This is a genomic window from Subtercola endophyticus (assembly GCF_021044565.1).
GTDB lineage: Bacteria > Actinomycetota > Actinomycetes > Actinomycetales > Microbacteriaceae > Subtercola > Subtercola endophyticus.
On sequence record NZ_CP087997.1, the window covers coordinates 1,445,884 to 1,463,459 of the forward strand.

General features: G+C 64.5%; 15 protein-coding genes. 1 reads left to right on the forward strand and 14 read right to left on the reverse strand.

Annotation, left to right across the window (positions count from 1 at the left end; all coding sequences use genetic code 11):
* Positions 1-18: 18 nt before the first annotated feature.
* Positions 19-381 (reverse strand): iron-sulfur cluster insertion protein ErpA, encoded by a 363-nt coding sequence (gene erpA, locus LQ955_RS06865; protein WP_231027429.1) that lies wholly within the window; start codon positions 379-381, stop codon positions 19-21.
* A 67-nt stretch (positions 382-448) separates the two neighbouring features.
* The gene (locus LQ955_RS06870) at positions 449-1,900 is read right to left on the reverse strand and encodes a dipeptidase (RefSeq protein ID WP_231027430.1); all 1,452 of its coding nucleotides are present in this window, start codon (positions 1,898-1,900) and stop codon (positions 449-451) included.
* 58 nt (positions 1,901-1,958) lie between these two features.
* Between LQ955_RS06870 and LQ955_RS06875 the strand changes: the two genes are divergently transcribed.
* Positions 1,959-2,528 (forward strand): DUF3043 domain-containing protein, encoded by a 570-nt coding sequence (locus LQ955_RS06875; protein WP_231027431.1) that lies wholly within the window; start codon positions 1,959-1,961, stop codon positions 2,526-2,528.
* A 102-nt stretch (positions 2,529-2,630) separates the two neighbouring features.
* Here the strand turns inward: LQ955_RS06875 and LQ955_RS06880 are convergent, their stop codons facing one another.
* The 12 genes from LQ955_RS06880 to LQ955_RS06935 form a co-directional block, all read right to left on the reverse strand.
* A complete protein-coding gene (locus LQ955_RS06880; protein ID WP_231027432.1) occupies positions 2,631-4,568 on the reverse strand; it encodes a hypothetical protein in 1,938 nt (645 codons plus the stop codon).
* A 202-nt stretch (positions 4,569-4,770) separates the two neighbouring features.
* Positions 4,771-6,696 carry a hypothetical protein gene (locus LQ955_RS06885; protein ID WP_231027433.1) on the reverse strand — a complete coding sequence of 642 codons (1,926 nt, stop codon included), beginning with the start codon at positions 6,694-6,696 and terminating at the stop codon, positions 4,771-4,773.
* A 117-nt stretch (positions 6,697-6,813) separates the two neighbouring features.
* A complete protein-coding gene (locus tag LQ955_RS06890; protein ID WP_231027434.1) occupies positions 6,814-7,854 on the reverse strand; it encodes a quinone-dependent dihydroorotate dehydrogenase in 1,041 nt (346 codons plus the stop codon).
* Positions 7,851-8,330 carry a transcriptional regulator NrdR gene (gene nrdR / locus LQ955_RS06895; RefSeq protein WP_231027435.1) on the reverse strand — a complete coding sequence of 160 codons (480 nt, stop codon included), beginning with the start codon at positions 8,328-8,330 and terminating at the stop codon, positions 7,851-7,853. The genes LQ955_RS06890 and nrdR overlap by 4 nt, the downstream gene beginning before the upstream one ends.
* 141 nt (positions 8,331-8,471) lie before the next feature.
* A complete protein-coding gene (gene hisD, locus LQ955_RS06900) occupies positions 8,472-9,791 on the reverse strand; it encodes a histidinol dehydrogenase (protein ID WP_231027436.1) in 1,320 nt (439 codons plus the stop codon).
* Between the two features lie 154 nt (positions 9,792-9,945).
* Positions 9,946-13,416 (reverse strand): DNA polymerase III subunit alpha, encoded by a 3,471-nt coding sequence (dnaE, locus tag LQ955_RS06905; protein WP_231028078.1) that lies wholly within the window; start codon positions 13,414-13,416, stop codon positions 9,946-9,948.
* A 149-nt stretch (positions 13,417-13,565) separates the two neighbouring features.
* On the reverse strand, positions 13,566-14,486 hold the full coding sequence (locus tag LQ955_RS06910) for an RluA family pseudouridine synthase (protein WP_231027437.1): 921 nt from the start codon (positions 14,484-14,486) through the stop codon (positions 13,566-13,568).
* 3 nt (positions 14,487-14,489) lie between these two features.
* Positions 14,490-15,110: a signal peptidase II gene (lspA, locus tag LQ955_RS06915; RefSeq protein ID WP_313788397.1), complete on the reverse strand. Its 621-nt coding sequence runs from the start codon at positions 15,108-15,110 to the stop codon at positions 14,490-14,492.
* A 109-nt stretch (positions 15,111-15,219) separates the two neighbouring features.
* Positions 15,220-15,900 (reverse strand): DivIVA domain-containing protein, encoded by a 681-nt coding sequence (locus LQ955_RS20070; protein WP_304961529.1) that lies wholly within the window; start codon positions 15,898-15,900, stop codon positions 15,220-15,222.
* 71 nt (positions 15,901-15,971) lie between these two features.
* Positions 15,972-16,280 (reverse strand): YggT family protein, encoded by a 309-nt coding sequence (locus tag LQ955_RS06925; protein ID WP_255713722.1) that lies wholly within the window; start codon positions 16,278-16,280, stop codon positions 15,972-15,974.
* Positions 16,281-16,287: 7 nt separating this feature from the next.
* Positions 16,288-16,818 carry a cell division protein SepF gene (locus LQ955_RS06930; protein ID WP_231027439.1) on the reverse strand — a complete coding sequence of 177 codons (531 nt, stop codon included), beginning with the start codon at positions 16,816-16,818 and terminating at the stop codon, positions 16,288-16,290.
* Positions 16,819-16,857: 39 nt separating this feature from the next.
* Positions 16,858-17,571, reverse strand: a complete 714-nt coding sequence (locus tag LQ955_RS06935; protein WP_231027440.1) for a YggS family pyridoxal phosphate-dependent enzyme — start codon at positions 17,569-17,571, stop codon at positions 16,858-16,860.
* Positions 17,572-17,576 lie beyond the last annotated feature (5 nt).

A 17,576-nucleotide genomic window follows, 5' to 3' on the forward strand; every position in this document is an offset into this window, starting at 1 on the left:
CCACCGGTCGGGGGCGTCTTAGTGGAACGAGTCGCCGCACGCGCAGCTGCCGGCCGCATTCGGGTTGTCGATGGTGAAACCCTGCTTCGAAATGGTGTCTTCGAAGTCGATGGTGGCACCCTCGAGGTACGGAACGCTCATTTTGTCGACGATGACCTCGACGCCGTCGAAGTCGACCACGCCGTCGCCGTCGAGTTCACGCTCGTCGAAGTACAACTGATAGATGAGCCCCGAGCATCCGCCGGGCTGCACCGCCACGCGCAGACGCAGGTCGTCACGGCCCTCCTGGGTGAGCAGGCTGCGCACTTTGTTCGCGGCCTGGTCGGTGAGACCGACCTTGTGTGCGGGTGCTTCGACCTGTGGGGCGAGGGTGTCGCTCATGTATGTCTCCTAACGGGTGACCAGCAATGACCTAGATTCTAAACCAGCAACCTGCGAGTGCGGCGGATCATTCCGCACTCGGTGAAGAAAGTTCGGCGAGTGATTTCTCGGCGAGACGCGACAGCAGCAGTGCCTCGGTCAGAATCGCGCGCTTGAACACCCCGAGGTGCAGCGATTCATTCGGGCTGTGCGCACGGGTGTCGGGGTCTTCGACACCGGTCACCAGAATCTGGGCGGACGGAAAGACACGCACGAGGTCGGCGATGAACGGAATCGAGCCGCCGACCCCGGTCTCCACCGGTTGCACACCCCAGCCGTCGGCCATCGCCCGCTTCGCCTCGGCCACCGCCCAGCCGCTGGTGTCGACGAGAAAGGCCTGCCCCGTGTCGACGTCGGTGATGTCGAGGTGGGCCCCGAAGGGAGCGTGAGCACGCAAATGGGCGTCGATGGCGGCGTAGGCCTGCCGGGCATCCTGACCCGGGGCGACACGCGCACTGATCTTCACGGCGATCTGCGGCGAGAGGGTGTTCGACGCGTTCACGACGGTCGGAGCATCGATTCCCGTCACCGTGATGGAGGGCTGCGCCCAGAGCCGGCTCAAGATCGGGCCAGAGCCGATGGGCGTGACGCCCGGCAGCAGCCCGGCATCCGCTACGAAGGTCTCTTCCGGGCTGTCGGGCACGGTCTCGCCAGAGGAGGTGAGGCCGTCGACGGCCACGCTGCCGTCGGCATTCCAGAGCGAGTCGAGAAGACGGATGGTGGCGAGCATCGCATCGGGCGCTGCTCCCCCGAACATGCCCGAGTGCGAAGCGTGGGCGAGCGTCGAGACCGTCAGCTTGAACGTCACGTTGCCGCGCAGGCTGATGGTGAGGGCAGGAGTGTCGGTGTTCCAGTTGTCAGAGTCGGCGACGATGATGACGTCGGCGGCCATCTGCTGCCGGTGCGTCTCGAGAAAGTCGGCGAACGACCGCGATCCGAACTCCTCTTCGCCCTCGATGAAGACCACGAGCCCGAGCTCGAGTTCGTCGCCGTAGCTGTCGGCGAGAGCCTGCACCGCCGCGACATGCGACACCACGCCCGCTTTATCGTCTGCGGCGCCGCGGCCGTAGAGCCGGTCGCCGCGCACGGTGGGCTCGAACGGGGGCGACTGCCAGTCGGAGTCGGCGCCGGGCGGCTGCACGTCGTGGTGGGCGTACAGCAGCACCGTCGGGCGCCCGTTGCGGGCCGCGCGGGTTGCGAGTACGGCGGGCTGGCCCGGTGTGCCGTCGTCGGTGGATGCCCGGGCGACCGTCACCTCGTCGAACACTCCCGTGCCCTCGAACAGCGCAGCCACGGCCTCGGCGCTGCGGGCCACCTCGGCGGGGTCGAACGAATCCCACGACACCGACGGAATGCGCACCAGATCGGTCAGATCGGCGATCGTCGACGGCAGCGCGGCCTCGACGAAACTCCGGATGCCCGCCTCGCGTTCGCCGCCAGCGTCTTCTTTCTCGGCATTACTGCCCTGTTGCTCGGTCATACCGGTAATCTTAGAAGGGCGGGCCGTTCCGCTTGCCCGCGTGACCCAAGGACTGACTGTGGCTAAGACTTCTTCTTCATCAGCTGATGTGATCGACACCGCTCCCGAGACCGCTCCGTCGGGCAAGGGTCACGCCACTCCCACTCGCAAGGAGCGTGAGGCGGCCAACAAGAAGCCGCTCGTTCCCAGCGACCGCAAAGAGGCAGCACGGTCGGCCAAGACGCAGAACCAGGCGCAGCGTGAGCGCGCCCGGGTCGGTATGGCCGCCGGCGAAGAGAAGTACCTGCTCGCGCGCGACAAGGGTGTGCAGCGCCGCTTCGTGCGCGACTACATCGACGCGCGCTGGAGTGTCGGCGAGGTCATCATCCCCGTCATGTTCGGCGTCATCCTTCTGATGCTCGTGCCGAACACGAGCATCCAGACCTACCTGATGCTGGTGCTGTACGCCTTCGTGCTCGTGGCCGGCATCGACATCTTTCTCATGGGCAACCACATCAACAAGAAGCTGATGGCCAAGTACGGGTCGCTCGACCGGGGCCTGCGCTGGTACGGCGCGATGCGCGCCCTGCAGCTGCGCCCCATGCGCCTGCCGAAGCCGCAGGTGAAGCGCGGCCAGTTCCCCTCGTAACGCCGGTTTAGTTGTAACCCCGGTTTCGTCGTAAACACGCCTTGACGATGAAGGCCCACGAGCTGAAGCAGCGCTCGTGGGCCTTCATCGTTTCTGCACTCGTTACGGCGCGGTGAGCACGTTCAGCGCGTAAACGGTGTCGCGCACCTGCGAGTTGTAGTGCGCCTCGAGGGTGATCGAGTCGGGGCCTGGATGCGCGGGGTCAGGCGTGAACGTCGCCGTTCCGTTCTGCGGATCGAAGTTCGTCACGGTACCGAAGTGCGGCTGGTTCACGATGCTGTACGTCAGCGATTCACCCGGCAGCTGGCTCCAGCCGACCGGTGCGCCCAGGAAACAGTTCGGATTGATACGAACCGGCGTCTTCGCGTCGGTCGTGCTCGAGCCGTTCATGCAACTCGGAACGACGTCGCTGATGTGAATGGGAATCGTGAGATCGCCGGAGGAGATACCGAACGTGTCGACGGCCTTTACCGTGATCTGGTCGTCGTACTCGCCCTTGATGAGACCCGCTGGCAAGTAATGCAGCTCAGAACCCTGGAACCAGGCCGTACCCTTTGTCGCATCCGTGACGATCTGCGGGGTGAGGTAATCGCCGCTCTGCGCCTGGAACTGGTCGCGGTCGACATCGGTGAACCAGCTGTCGGTCGACATCGTGGATTCCATACCGCGCAACACGTTCACGGTCGGTGATCCGTTCGCCACTGGTGCGTTACGAACCCGGAAGATCACGTTGAACGGGAACGAGTACGTTCCGTCAGCGGAGACCGCCCAGACCAAGGAGGAGACGAACTGGCCGCTGGCGGCGGATGTCGCGGTGTAGTCGATCTTCGTACCATCGGTGCTCACCAAGGGAATCCCGAGCGACGTGTCGGCGTACGTGTGATCGATGACGAGACGAACGGGCTTCTTGTCGGGTGCCGCTTCGCAGCCGGCCTGATCGATGCTGAAGCTCGTGGCGAGATCGGGGCCGGCGTCGACGACGCCGCCGTCGCAGATCGGCACTGTTCGGGCTGAATCCGTGTCGACGCCCAGCATTCCGGTCTTTTTGCTGATGAGGTGGCCCGTGTCGAGGTCACAGGTGAAGACGCCGTTCTTGCCGACACACGAACTGACGTCGTTGTTCGTGGTTGCGAACACCGCGCGCGCAAGCTGCGAGTCATCGTGGGGAAGCATCGGGTCAGTCATGTTGAAGATCACGTTGTATCCGACAACCAGGTCTGTGACGACGGTGCTCATGACCGGAGTGACCCGAGCGATGTCCTTCAGACCGTCCGACCCGTTTACACCTCCCATGCCGTAGACCCCTCGAGTCATGCTGGTGCCGTCGCTCTTGCCCCACGAGAACAGAAACTTGTTTCCGTTCGGTCCAAGGTCTTTGCCGGCGTTCTTGTTCTTGATGACCTTGAGGCCTTTGGGTACGGCGTTCTTGTCGATGCCCGAAGCATCCGGGCGTCGACCGTCTTCGTCGGCGGTCGATCCTGTTGCGCTCTGCGTGTAGGGAAACGCCGGAACTCCCGCGTAGATCTCGTTGTCTTCTCGCCCCGAGCTATCGTTGAGAACCATCGTGTCCCAGTCCAGCTTGATACCACCTGCTACCGCGGCGGCGGCATAGTCAGCGGCAGCCGAAGTGATCGCCGAGGCATTCGGCGCTGTAGCGTCGGCAAAGAGGCTGCTGTCGAGATAACTCGCCTGAGCGTCGGCCGGGTTCAGCTGCGCGTTGTCGCCGAGTGGCGGTACCGGCGAGGCATCGGAGTACGGTTGCACCGAATAGTCCGGTGCGTCGACGGGCGTGGCGTCGGGCGAATCCTCACCGTAGGCGGCGTTCTCGTTCTCCCATTGCTCCTGCAGGTAGTTCTGCGAGTAGGGGCAATCGTTGTCGTCGTATTCTCCGGCTCGAGGGTTGCTGTTGCCGGTGTTGTCTCCCGAGGGATTGCCAAGGCAGGTGTACGCGCTCGCGGCAGTGACGGGGACGATGGCGCCGAAAAGGCCCACCACCACCGTTCCGCACACGAGCATGGTCAGAGATCGCTTGTGTTTCATTCGTGACTCCGTAGATCTGAAGGCGTGAGTCGCCCTCGTTGCCTACCTAGAGTCGATCGACGGCGATCTATTACGCCAAAACCCAGAAGTGACGCATGAACGGGCGCGACTTTGGTCGTGTCGCGGCTGCCGACAGAAAGGCCGCAGCACCAAAGGCCCACGAGCCGAATGCGTGCTCGTGGGCCTCGGTTGTCAGACTCGGCTAGGGCGCGGTGAGCACATTCAGTGCGTAAACGGTGTCGCGCACCTGCGAGTTGTAGTGCGCCTCGAGCGTGATCGAGTCGGGGCCCGGATGCGCGCGGTCAGGTGTGAACGTCGCCGTTCCGTTCTGCGGATCGAAGTTCGTGACGGCACCGAACTGCGGCTGCTTCACGATCGAGTAGGTGAGTGATTCACCGGGCAGCTGGCTCCAGCCCACAGGGGCCCCGAGGAAGCAGACAGGGTTGATCCTCGTCGGCGTTCTGGCATCGGTGGTGCTCACGCCGTTCACACAGCTCGGCACGACGTCACTGACGTGGATCGGGATCGTGACCTCGCCTGACGAGATTCCGAAACGATCGACGGCCTTGATGGTGATCTGGTCGTCGTACTCACCCTTGATGAGGCCAGCAGCCATGTAGTGCAGGTCTGAGCCCTGGAACCAGGCCGACCCCTTCGACGCGTCTGTCACGACCTGATAAGCCAGGTGATCACCACTCTGCGCTTCGAATTGATCACGATCGACATCAGAGAACCAATTCGCCGCCGACACGGTGGACTCCATGCCGCGCAGCACGCTGACGGTCGGCGTACCTGCGACGATCGGAGCATTTCGCACACGGAAGATCACGTTGAACGGCATCGAATAGGTGCCGTCATCAGAAACGGCCCAGACCAGAGACGACACGAACTGACTGCTCGCGGCAGAAGTCGCGGTGTAGTCGATCGTCGTTCCGTCAGCACTCACGAGCGGGATGCCGAACGAGGTATCGGCATAGGTGTGATCGATCACGAGGCGAACGGGCTTCTTGTCGGGAGAGGCTTCACAGCCGGCCTGATCGAGGCTGAAACTCGAAGCGAGACCGGGACCTGCATCGACAACACCGCCCGCGCAAATCGGAAGTGTGCGATCCGAATCCGTGTTCACGCCGAGCTTTGCCGTGTTGGTACTGATCGTGTAGCCCTTATCGAGGTCACACACGAATGTGCCGTTCTTTCCGGTGCACTGGCTGACGTTGTTATTGCTCAACGCAAAGACCGCGCGTGCCAGTTGAGCGTCATCACTGGGCATTGCGAATCCCAGATCCCACGTATTGAAGCTGATCGTGTAGCCGACAACTAGATCGGAGACGATCGAACTCATGACGGGTGTGACGGTCGCGAACTTCTCGAGCCCGAACATGCCGTCTTTGACCCCTTGGGTCAGGGTTACGCCGTTACCCAGCGTCCAGGAAAAAGTGAACTTGTTGTTGCCCGCACCGAGATCCTTACCGACGTTCTTATTCGAGATGACCTTCAATCCTTTGGGCACCACGTTCTTGTCGACCCCCGACTGATCTGACCGGCGCCCGTCTTCGTCAGCGGTCGACCCAGTGGAGCGCTGTGGATACGGAAAGGCGGGAACACCCTGATAGATCTCGCCGTCGACCTTCGGTGCAGCTTCACTGATCGCCATTTTGTCCCACGGCAAACTGATACCACCCGCGACTGCAGCGGCTGCGACAGAGGCCGCTGCAGTGGCTGCTTCACTCGCACCAGGCGCGACCGCGCTCGCGAAAAGGTCACTCGACAAATAGCTCGATTCTGTGTCGAGAGGATTCAGCCGACCGTTGTCGCCCAACGGTGGCACGGAAATCGTGTCGGTGTAGGGAGTGATGGAGTAGTCCGGCGCATCAACCGGTGTCGCGTCAGGCGAATCCTGTTGATAGCCCTCGTGGAGGTTGCGCCACTGCTCTTCGAGTTGGGCTTCCGTGTACGGGCAGTCGTTGTCATCGTATTCACCCGCCTCCGGATTGCTATTGCCCGTGTTATCTCCGCTGGGATTGCCTAAACACGTGTAGGCGCTGGCGGAGGTGGCCGGGATCGCAGCAATCGCTCCGATGACGGCCAGACCACAAACCAGCATCGCGGTCGTGCGTTTGTGCTTCAATTCAAGACTCCGAGAATCCGGCGGCGAGTGTCGCCCCCTGCACTGAGAGAGTCCAGTTGGTGCGTTCCATTACGCGTAACGTCGAAAAATTCGCTGGACGTCGGGCGACGACGAGACTCAGTGAGCCCCGCGCAGGCGCAGCAGGCCGCGGTTGATCTCGCACGCCCAGAGGGGGCCGCGGTAGAGGAATGCGGTGTAACCCTGCACGAGAGTGGCTCCGGCGTCAAGACGCGACGCCACGTCTTCGGCCGTTTCCACGCCGCCGACCGAAATGATGCAGAGCGAGGCGGGTACGACCGAGCGAAGAAGGCGGAGCACCTCGAGCGAGCGAGCGGCCAGCGGCGCACCCGAGAGTCCGCCGGCTCCGGCCGCCGTGATCTTCGCGGGGTCGCTGACGAGTCCGTCGCGCGAGATGGTGGTATTGGTGGCGATGATGCCGTCGAGACCGAGCGAGACGGCGAGTTCGGCGATACGCCGCACCTCGTCGTCAGTGAGGTCGGGGGCGATCTTCACCAGCAACGGCACGGAGCCAGCCTCTTCGCGCACGGCAACGAGAAGGGGCGCGAGTTTGTCGAGCTCTTGCAGCCCTCGCAGCCCGGGGGTGTTCGGCGAGCTGACGTTGACGACGAGATAGTCGGCCACGGGAGCCAGGGCGCGCGCCGAAGTGCGGTAGTCGTCGATGGCGTCGTCGACGTCGACAACGCGGCTCTTGCCGATGTTCACTCCCACGATGGGGCGTCGGGGCGCGACCGTCGTCTCTGCGATGCGGAGTGCGGCAGGGCCCGCTCCTCCGTTGTTGAAGCCCATGCGGTTGACGACAGCACGGTCATCCACCAGCCGGAACAGGCGCGGGCGTTCGTTGCCGGGCTGCGCCTTGGCGGTGAGGGTGCCAACCTCGACGTGCCCGAAACCGAGTTGGCCGAGGCCGAGAATCGCGCGGCCGTCTTTGTCGAAGCCGGCAGCGACGCCGAAGGGCGAGTCGAAGGTGAGGCCGAGCGTGGAAACCGCGAGTGAAGGGTCGGGAGCGGTGTAACGGCGCATCCAGTCTCCGACGCGGGTGCGTGGCAGAGCGCGAATGACGTCGAACGCGAGGTGGTGCGCGTCTTCGGGGTCGAGGCGGGTGAAAAAGTGACGAAAGAGCAGCGAGTAGGCGCTCACGAGGCGTCGCTCGCGCCTGGTTTCGCGCTCTCGTGCTCGACCCGCAGCAAGGTGATGGCGGCCTCGAAGTCGTCGAGCGAGTCGAACCCCTGGTACACGCTGGCGAACCGAAGGTAGGCGACCTCGTCGAGCTCACGAAGGGGCTGCAGAATGGCCAGACCGATGTCGTTCGCTTCGACCTGAGCGGCCCCGGTCGAGCGAACCGTTTCTTCGACACGCTGCGCCAGCATGGCCAGGTCGGAGTCGGTGACCGGCCGGCCCTGGCAGGCTTTACGCACGCCGTTGATGATCTTCTCGCGGCTGAACGGAACCACGACTCCGCTGCGCTTGATGACGTTCAGGCTCGCGGTCTCGGTGGTGCTGAAGCGTCGACCGCACTCGGGGCACTGGCGGCGGCGCCTGATGGCGACCCCGTCGTCAGAGGTGCGAGAGTCGACGACGCGCGAGTCGGGGTACCGGCAGTACGGGCAATACATGGTGCAGCCAGTTTACCGGGCAAAGTGGGCGGCGAGGCTCAGCGCCGGGCCGTCAGCGCGAAGGCTTCCCGGGTAACCGCGCAGCGGGAGTCACCGCGAGGCTCCGCGGTTACCCGGGTCGCTAGAGCTCAGCGGGAGGGCTCAGCGCGACGGCTCCGCCGGAAAGCGCGCCGCGACGGCCTCGGCGTGCGCCGGCAGGTTCTCGCTGGTGGCCAGCGCGTGGATGTTCGCGCTCACGCTCTGCAGCGCATCGTGGTCGTACCGGATGATCTGCTGCGGTTTGAGGAACGTATACGCCCCGAGCCCCGACGAGAACCGCGACTGGCCGCCCGTCGGCAAAACGTGGTTCGAGCCCGCGAGATAGTCGCCGAGGCTGACGGGCGAGTACGAGCCGATGAAGATGGCCCCGGCACTGTGGATGTTCGCCAGCACCGCATCGGCATCCTCGACCTGAATCTCGAGGTGCTCCGGCCCGTAGGCATCGCTGAAACGCGCCGCCGCCGCCAGGTCGTCGACGAGCACGATCGCCGACTGTTGCCCGCGTAACGCCACGAGCACGCGCTCTGCGTGAGGCGTCTGGTTCGCGCAACCTTCAAGTTCAACTCGAACTTCATCTGCGAAGGCGGGCGACGTGGTGACCAGCACCGCCGCCGCGAGCTCGTCGTGCTCGGCCTGACTTACCAGGTCGGCAGCGACGTAGGCCGCGTCGGCGGTTTCGTCGGCGATGATCAGGATCTCGGTGGGGCCCGCTTCTGAGTCGATACCGGTGCGGCCGCGCACGATTCGTTTGGCGGCGGCGACGTAGACGTTGCCGGGGCCCGTGATGATCTGCACGGGCTCGAGGCCGATGTCGTGCACGCCGTAGGCGAGAGCGCCGATGGCGCCGGCGCCGCCCATCGCGTAGACCTCATCGATGCCGAGCAGACCGGCGGCCCCCAGGATGGTCGGGTGCACTCCCCCGCCGAACTCCGCCTGCGGTGGTGAGGCGAGCGCGATCGACTGCACCCCGGCGGCTTGAGCCGGTACGACGTTCATGACCACGCTCGAGGGGTAGACGGCTTTTCCGCCGGGAACATAGAGCCCGACCCGCTCGACCGGCTGCCAGCGCTGTTCGACGACCGCTCCCGGGCCGAGCTCGGTGGTCTGCGACGGCGGAATCTGCGCCGCAGTTGCCCGCCGCACCCGGTCGATGGCCTCTTCGAGCGCGGCACGAACATCCGTCGGCAACGCCTCGACCGCAGCCGCGATCTCGCTGGCGGGCACCCGGATGCTCGCTGCCTCACCGCCGTCGAACCGCTCCGCCTGGGCGTGCAAGGCCTCGACCCCGCGCTCCCGCACGTCGTCGATCAGCTGCTGTGCAGCCTCGGTCGCGACGGACACGTCGGTCTCGGCCCGCGGAACGAGCTCGAGGTACTGGGCACGGCTCGGGGTCATGCCCCGCAAATCGATGGTCTGGATCATAGCGCTCCAACTTTACGCGGACTGAGCCGCCCCTGGGCGCTGGCGGGCGCCCTTTCGCCCACTCCCCCTCGTTCGCGCGTCGTTTTTCGCCGATATCCGGGGCGGCAGACGACAAGAAACGACGCGCGAACGAGAGGGTGGGGAGGCGGTGGCGCTAGGTGAGGCAGGCGGGGCCGAGCAGGGATTTGAGCTCGCCGTAGAGGTCGGCCGTGACGCTGACCCGATACGGAATCTCGAACACGCGCGCGGTGGGGCCCTTGATGAGCTTCAGCCGCACCTCGCTGTCACCCGAGTGCCGGATGAGCACGTCGTTGAGTGCTTGCACGGTCTCGGTTGTCGCGCGGGCATCCGCCATCGAGATCTCGAGCGGGCCATTGTCGCCGCCCGCCTGCCCGAGATCGGGCGAGAACAGGCTGAAAGCGTGCAGGTTGAGCCCGTCGTCGCGCATCGACACCCGGCCGCGCACCACCACGATGGAGTCGTTGGTGAGCGCGGGCGAGAACTCCTGGTAGGCCTTGCCCATGAACATGGCGGTGACCTCGCCGCCGAAGTCTTCGATGACGATCGAGCCGTACTGGTTGCCCGAGTTGCGGGCGACCCGGTGCTGCACGTTCGTGATGAGCCCGGCGATCGTCACCGTCTCGCCGTCGGCGATGTACTCGCTGGTCAGCAGCTCGCTGATCGACACCGAGGCGTGTTTGGCGAGCGGTGTCTCGAGCCCGGCGAGCGGATGATCGGAGACATACAGCCCGAGCATGTCGCGCTCGAAGGCGAGTTTGTCACGTTTGCTCCACTCGGGTCGCTCGGGCACCTGCCGGTTGTCTTGCGGGGCGTCCCACAGCGAATCGAAGTCGAAACCGACCTGTCCGTTGGCCTCCGCACGCTTCTCGCTGACCGCCGCCTCGACGGCACCCTCGTGGATCTCGACGAGCGCTCGCCGGGTATCGCCGAGCGAGTCGAAGGCACCCGCCTTGATCAGCGACTCGACGGTGCGCTTGTTGGCCGCCTGCAGCGGAATCTTCTGCAAGAAGTCGTGGAACGAGGTGAAGCGGCCCTTCTCTTCGCGAGCGGCGCGAATACCCTCCACCACGTTCGAGCCGACGTTGCGCACGGCACCCAGCCCGAAGCGGATGTCATCGCCGACGGCCGCGAAGAACCCGATCGACTCGTTCACGTCGGGCGGCAGCACCGTGATGTTCATGCGCCGGCATTCGTTGAGGTAGATGGCCGACTTGTCTTTCGAGTCGCCCACGCTGGTGAGCAGCGCGGCCATGTATTCGGCCGGGTAGTGCGCCTTGAGGTAGGCGGTCCAGTACGAGATGACCCCGTACGCGGCCGAGTGCGCCTTGTTGAAGGCGTAGTCGGAGAACGGCAGCAGAATGTCCCAGAGCGTCTTGACGGCCGCTTCCGAGTAGCCATTCGCGTGCATCCCGCCAGAGAAGCCCTCGTACTGCTTGTCGAGTTCGCTCTTCTTCTTCTTGCCCATCGCGCGGCGCAACAGGTCGGCCTGGGCGAGCGTGAACCCGCCGAGCTTCTGCGCGATCGACATGACCTGCTCTTGGTACACGATGAGGCCGTACGTCTGCCCGAGCACCTCGCGCAGCGGCTCTTCGAGCTCCGGATGAATCGGGGTGACCTGCTGCAGCCCGTTCTTGCGCAGCGCGTAGTTCGTGTGCGAATCCGCACCCATCGGCCCCGGGCGATACAGCGCCAGGATGGCCGAAATGTCTTCGAAGTTGTCGGGCTTCATCAGCCGCAGCAGCGACCGCATCGGGCCGCCGTCGAGCTGGAACACCCCGAGCGTGTCGCCGCGGGCCAGCAGCTCGTAAGCCGGCACATCGTCGAGTTCGAGCTCTTCGAGCACGGGGCGGAATCCTCGGTTCGACTGGATGTTGTCGAGCGCGTCGTCGATGATCGTGAGGTTGCGCAGCCCCAAGAAGTCCATCTTGATCAGCCCGAGCGACTCGCAGGCCGGGTAGTCGAACTGCGTGACGATCTGGCCGTCTTGCTCGCGCTTCATGATGGGAATGATGTCGATGAGCGGGTCGCTCGACATGATGACGCCGGCCGCGTGCACACCCCACTGCCGCTTCAGGTTCTCGATGCCGACGGCCGTCTCGAAAACGGTGCGTGCTTCGGGGTCGGTCTCGATGACCGCGCGCACGTCTGCCGCCTCTTTGAACCGCGGATGATCGCGGTCGAAGATGCCCGAGAGCGGAATGTCTTTGCCCATGATGGGCGGCGGCATGGCCTTCGTAAGCTTCTCGCCCATGCCGAAGGGAAAACCGAGCACACGCGAGGAGTCTTTCAGCGCCTGCTTGGCCTTGATGGTGCCGTACGTCACGATCTGGGCGACGCGTTCGTCGCCGTATTTCTCGGTGACGTACTTGATGACCTCGCCGCGGCGCCGGTCGTCGAAGTCGACGTCGAAGTCGGGCATCGAGACGCGATCGGGGTTCAAGAACCGCTCGAAGATGAGGCCGTGGCGCAGCGGGTCGAGGTCGGTGATGCGCATGGCGTAGGCGACCATCGAGCCGGCTCCGGATCCGCGGCCGGGCCCGACTCGAATGCCGTTGTTCTTCGACCAGTTGATGAAGTCGGCGACCACGAGAAAGTAACCCGGGAACCCCATCTGCACGATGACGCCGACCTCGTAGTCGGCGCGCTCGCGCACCTCTTGCGGAATGCCGTTCGGGTATCGGTCGACGAGGCCCTTCTCGACCTCTTTGATGAACCAGGTGTCTTCGGTCTCGCCGGCCGGCACCGGGTAGCGCGGCATGTAGCTCGCCGAGGTGTCGAACTTGACCTCGCAGCGCTCGGCGATGAGCAGCGTGTTGTCGCAGGCTTCCGGATGATCGCGGAAGATCTGCCGCATCTCAGCCGCCGACTTGAGGTAGAACTCGTCGGCGTCGAACTTGAACCGGTTCGGATCGCTCAGCGTCGACCCGGACTGCACGCAGAGCAGTGCGGCGTGGCTCGTCGCGTCATGAGCATGTGTGTAATGCAAGTCGTTCGTTGCGACGAGCGGCAGGTCGAGGTCTTTCGCCAGGCGCAGCAGATCGCCCATGATCTGGCGCTCGATGCCCAAGCCGTGATCCATGACTTCGGCGAAATAGTTCTCGCGGCCGAAGATGTCGCGGAAGTCGCTGGCCGCTTTCACAGCCTCGTCGTACTGCCCGAGACGCAGCCGCGTCTGAACTTCGCCCGACGGGCATCCGGTGGTCGCAATGAGCCCGTTGGAGTACTGAGCGAGCAGTTCGCGGTCCATGCGCGGCTTGAAGTAGTAGCCCTCGAGCGAGGCGCGCGACGACAACCGAAAGAGGTTGTGCATGCCCGCGGTGTTCTCGCTCAGCAGCGTCATGTGCGTATAGGCGCCCGAGCCGGAGACGTCGTCGCGGCCGGAGTTCGGGCCGCCCCAGCGCACGCGGGTCTTGTCGCCGCGGTGCGTGCCGGGCGTGATGTAGGCCTCGGTGCCGATGATGGGCTTGATGCCGGCGTCGGTGGCCGTCTTCCAGAAGTCGAAGGCACCGAAGACGTTGCCGTGGTCGGTGACCGCCACCGCGGGCATCCCTTGTTCGACGGCGGCTTCGATGAGCGGCTTCACGCGCGCGGCACCGTCGAGCATGGAGTACTCGCTGTGCACGTGCAGATGAACGAACGAATCGGCTGTATTCGCGGGTGACAAGAATGCTCCGACTAGCTAGATGGCGGAGCTTAAGTTTACCTGCCGGGGGCCGACAGTGACATCGCGTCACGGCCTGTCGACACGATTTCTCAGTCTTCGCGAAGCACGTCGAGGGCGTGCTGCAGGTCGGCCGGGTAGGTCGACTCGAACGACACATATTCTCGCGACGCCGGATGCACGAAGCCCAGTTTCAGCGCGTGCAACCACTGCCGGCTCAGCCCCAGCCGGGCCGAGAGCGTCGGGTCGGCGCCGTACATGGCATCGCCGACACACGGGTGCCGTTGGGCCGCCATGTGCACGCGGATCTGGTGGGTGCGCCCAGTCTCGAGGTGGATCTCGAGCAACGAGGCGCTCGGAAAGGCCTCGATGGTCTCGTAGTGGGTCACGCTCGGCTTTCCTGCGGCTGTGACCGCGAACTTCCAGTCGGAGCGCGGGTGGCGGCCGATCGGCGCGTCGATGGTGCCGGCGAGGGGATCGGGGTGACCCTGCACGACGGCGTGGTAGATCTTGTCGACCTCGCGGTCGTGAAAAAGCCGCTTCAGCCAGGTGTAGGCGTCTTCGCTCTTGGCGACCACCATGAGCCCGCTGGTGCCCGCGTCGAGGCGGTGCACGATGCCGGCGCGCTCGGCGGCGCCCGAGGTCGAGACGCGAAAGCCGGCCGCAGCCAGCGCGCCGAGAACGGTGGGGCCGGTCCAGCCGACAGACGGGTGGGCGGCCACGCCGACGGGCTTGTCGACCACCACGATGTCGTCGTCGTCGTGGATGATCGTGAGGTCTTCGACGGGGGTCTCGACTATTCTCAGCTCTTCTTTCGGCGCCCAGCTCACCTCGAGCCAGGTGTCGCGGCGCAGTCGGTCGGACTTACCGACGACCTTGCCGTCGACGACGACTCCGCCCGACTCGACGACGTCGGCCGCGAAGGTGCGCGAGAAGCCGAGCAGTTTGGCGAGGCCGGCGTCGACCCGATCGCCGTCGAGCCCGTCGGGAACCGGCAGTTGGCGGTATTCCATCGGCTAAGCGTCGTCTTTGTCGACGGGGGTCTCGGCGGCGGATGTCTCGGCGGCGGCCGGCGCTGCAGAAGCGGGCGTCTCGTCGGTGGCCTCATCGCTTGGAGCCACTACAGGTGCCTCGACCTCGGCATTCGCTCTGGCGAGCTTGCGACCATCCAGCCCCACCCCACGAATCGTCTGGATGAGAAACAGCACCATTGCGGCGCAGATCGCGGTGTCAGCGAGATTGAAGATGGCCGGAAGCAGCGGAATCTTGATGAAGTCGACGACGTGCCCCACGCCGAACCCGGGCTCGCGGAAGAGCCGGTCGGTGAGGTTGCCGAGCACTCCCCCGAGCAGCAACCCGAAGACGACCGCCCACCCGATGGAACGGATGCGGCGGGCGAACCAGATGATGAACACGAGTACTGCCAGCGCCAGCACCGAGAAGATCCAGGTGTAGGCACTGCCGATAGAGAAGGCCGCGCCGGAGTTCGTGACGTAGAAGAACTGCAGCACGTTGCCGAGCACGGGAACGAACTCGTTCAGCGGCAGGTGCGCAACCACGAGGTACTTGGCGATCTGGTCGATCGCATAAACGCCCACGGCGACAACGACGAGAACGACCAGTGCGCGAGCACTGATCGTTCTCGAGGGTGCAACAGGCGACTCAGCGACTGGAGCGGCGGGTTCTTGCTTAGAGCCCGCCGAGTCAGTACCTAGTGGGCCGGTAGTGCTCAAATTCGCGCGTTCATCATATGGAGACGGAAGACTGAGCTGCGCCTTCGGAACTCTCAGACCCCGACGAGTCGAGGCCGTGCAGCTGGTCTTCGATGTACTTGCGGAGCGTCTGGCGATACTCCTTCTCGAAGGTGCGCAGTTCGTCGATGCGGTGCTCGATGCCCGCCTTCTCCTGGTTGAGCTTGGCGAGCTCGGTGCGCTGCTTCTGCTCGGCCTCTGCGACGAGGCGGTCGGCCGTGGCCTGACCCTCGGCGATGAGCTCGGCGCGCTTGTCGGCACCCTCTTTGACGTGCTCGTCGTGCAGCTTGCGGGCGAGCTGCAGCAGGCTCGTGGTGCTCGCTGCGTCTTCGCCGTAGGCGGCTTCGGCCGGCACGGCAGCGGCCACAGGAGCCGCCGCAACGGGCTCGGGAGTGGGCTCGGGCTCCGGCGTCTCTTCGACGACCTCGACCACAGCGGTCTCTTCGGAGACGGCAGGCTCGCTCACGGCAGAATCGGTGCTCACTGCAGCTTCATTGCTGGCGGGAGCAGCTGACGGCACGATTCCGGCGCGGAGTTCTTCGTTCTCGGAGATGAGACGGCGAAGCTCTACGACCACCTCGTCGAGAAAGTCGTCGACCTCGTCTTGGTCGTAGCCTGCGCGGAACTGGGTCTGCGAGAAGCGCTTGTTAACCACTTCTTCTGGAGTTAACGGCATGTTCTTCCACCTTTATAAACTTGGACTGTTGAGGGAACGTGTTGGCGTTTCTTGAAACTACGATACATGCATCACGCAATGACTCTGATGTAACTCGTCACCGAGAGCAAGATGATCACCAGCAGCATCACGATGCTCCAGCCGAAATCGAAGGCGACCGGCCCCACACGAAGCGGCGGAATCACGCGCCTGAAGAACTTGATCGGTGGGTCGGTGACGGTGTACGTCACCTCGGCGAGCACCAGAACAGCACCCTGGGGGCGCCAACTGCGTTGAAAACTGCGCACCAGATCGAGGATGAACCGCCCCCACATCACAAAGAAGTACAGCAGAAGGGCGAAATACGCGACTGTTGCTAGGACGGCGACAAGGGAACTCACCCGTCAATTATGACTGGACGAAGAACGATGCCTCTGCACGTGTGTCGGTTCCCGCGTCTCCCGACACCGAAACATGAGCGGGCGACAGCAGGAACACCTTGCTCGTGACGCGCTCGATCTTACCGTAAAGACCCTGCGAGAGGCCGCCGGCGAAGTCGATCAGGCGGCGCGCATCGGCATCCGTCATCTGCGACAGGTTGATGATCACCGGAATGCCTTCGCGAAAGCTCTCGGCGATGACCTGAGCGTCTTTGTACTGCTTCGGGTGAACCGTGAGAATTTCATTCATTTCGAGCGGCGCCGCATTCTTCGTAGGTGTGGTTCGGCGGAGGGGGGTCACAGGAGCCCGGTTGCCGTGGTTCTGTGCGGGCTGAGCGTTCGAGGCGTGCGAAACCGGAGCCGCTGCTTGATAGTTCGGCGCAGCCTGTGCTTGCTGGTTCGCGACGTGGGCCACCGGCTGCGAGGGCTCGTCTTCGTACTCGAGCTCTTCGTCAGCGAGGCCGAGGTAGACCATCGTCTTGCGTAATGGATTGGCCATGGAGTTCCTCCGGTTGAGATGCGGTTGCCTGGTTAGAGATTAACGTTGCACCGGTCTGTTTCCCGTGATTGCCGAGCCGATTCGTAGGTGTGTCGCACCCTCGGCGATGGCTTCGGCGAAATCGTTCGACATGCCCGCCGAGATGGCGGTGGCCTCGGGAACGCTCTGCCGAACATCCTGCGACACCCGGCGCAGCCGCTCGAACGCCGCGCGCGGCTCACCGTCGTTGGGAGCGACCGCCATCACTCCGAGCAGGCGCAGACCCGGTAGCGCGGCGATGTGCGCCGCCAGAGCCTCGGAATCACCCGGGGCGACTCCCCCGCGGGCCGGGTCGTCCGTGAGATTGACCTGCACGAACGTGTCGATGGTGAGGCCCTCTGCCTGCCGTTCGTCGCTGGCGAGCAGATCGGCGAGCGACGCCCTGTCGAGCGAGTGGATGACCGTGGCATAGGCCGCGACCTGGCGTGCCTTTTTGCTTTGCAGCTGCCCGATGAAGTGCCAGGTCGGCTCGAGGTCGGCCAGCGCATCCGCCTTCTCGCGGGCCTCTTGGTGCCTGCTCTCGCCGAAGTCGGTGATGCCGAGCGCGGCCAGCTCGCGCAGCAACGGCGCTTCGTGGAACTTGGTGACGGCGATGAGGGTGAGCTCGTTCGGGCTGCGACCGGCGGCGGCCGCGGCGTCGGCGATACGCGCACGAACGAGGGCGAGCCGATCACGCAGATCGGGCTCGCCCTCGGTGGGTGTCGATTCGGGCATCCGGT